Origin of the sequence: Mesorhizobium sp. M1169, assembly GCF_040318345.1 — a bacterium.
GTDB lineage: Bacteria > Pseudomonadota > Alphaproteobacteria > Rhizobiales > Rhizobiaceae > Mesorhizobium.
Genome location: NZ_JAMYME010000105.1, coordinates 1 through 1,337 on the forward strand (window position 1 = coordinate 1; position 1,337 = coordinate 1,337).

At 63.4% G+C, this 1,337-nt stretch carries 1 protein-coding gene; it reads right to left on the minus strand.

The features are described from left to right. On the minus strand, window positions 1-1,301 hold a 1,301-nt coding region (locus NKH41_RS34000), incomplete at its 3' end, for a transposase (RefSeq protein WP_352935977.1). Between the last annotated feature and the right edge of the window lie 36 nt (window positions 1,302-1,337).

Consider the following 1,337-nt stretch of genomic DNA (forward strand, 5'->3'; position numbering starts at 1 on the left):
AGGTGGAACTCATCGCGGGCACCACAGGGGCCGCGCAATCGCAATCGATCGAGCTTCAGGATGCGCTTGAGGTGCGCGAACAGCATCTCCACCTTCTTCCGCTGATAGCGTGAGGTCTGGTAGGCGTCTGTCTTTGCGATGTCGCGGGCCATGTCGCGCGCGCCCTCATAGATCGAGCGCAGCACCTTGCGCGCCGGCTCCTTCGGGCAACAGCTGGGCTTCAGGGCACAGGCGTCGCAATCCAGCTTGCTGGCGCGATAGCGCATCATGCCATTCTCGTCGACGAGAGGGTGTGGCATCCGATAGGTCTTCTGGCGCTGCCTGAGCGTCTTCCCGCCAGGACAGATGTATGTATCGGCCTTATGGTCGTAGGTGAAGTCGTCGCGCGAGAAGGTGCCATCCTTGCGCCTAGACTTGTCGAAGACCGGGATATGCGGCTCGATCCCACGCTCATGCACCAACCAGTTCAGCATTTCGGCCGAGCCGTAGCCGGTGTCGGCAATCAGCCGCTCCGGCCAGAGGCCGAGCTCGTCGTGCGCCCGCTCGATCATAGTCTTGGCGGCCGTCACCTCGGCTTGGCGCACCGCGGTCGAGGGCTCCACGTCCACGATGATGGCGTGCTCCACGTCGATCAAATAGTTCGTGCAATAGGCATAGACGGCTGGGCCACCCCAAGCGGCAGTCCAGCGCGCGGCGGGATCAACAGGGGAGACGAACTTGGGCTCCACCGGCGTGGCGGCCCCGAAGGCGGCGTCATCCAGAGTGGCGAGATACTCAGCCACGGCCCGCTTGGCTTTGGGATTGAGGTCCTCGGCCGTTTCGATCCCGCGCTGACGATGGGCGTCGGCGACGATCATGCTGGCATCGACCGCAAAGCCTTCGCCGCCGACGAGCCCTTCAGCTATGCAGCGCCGGACGACGGTCTCGAACAGTTCGCGCAGCAGGTCGGCATCGCGGAAGCGGCCGTGGCGGGTCTTGGAGAAGGTTGAGTGGTCAGGCACATCACCCTCGAGGCCAAGCCGGCAGAACCACCGATAGGCCAGGTTCAGATGTACCTCCTCGCACAGCCGGCGCTCCGAGCGGATGCCGAAGCAATAGCCGACGATCAGCATGCGGATCAGCAGCTCAGGGTCGATCGAGGGACGGCCGATCGGGCTGTAGAAGGGCGCCAGATGCTGGCGGATGGCGGACAGGTCGACGAAGTGGTCGATCGCTCTGAGCAGGTGATCCGCCGGCACATGCCGCTCCAGGCTGAAGCCGTAGAACAGCTCCTCCTGCATCACACTTTGCTCGCCCATCATCGACTCAATCTCCTCTTACGACGAAGATTGAATCAG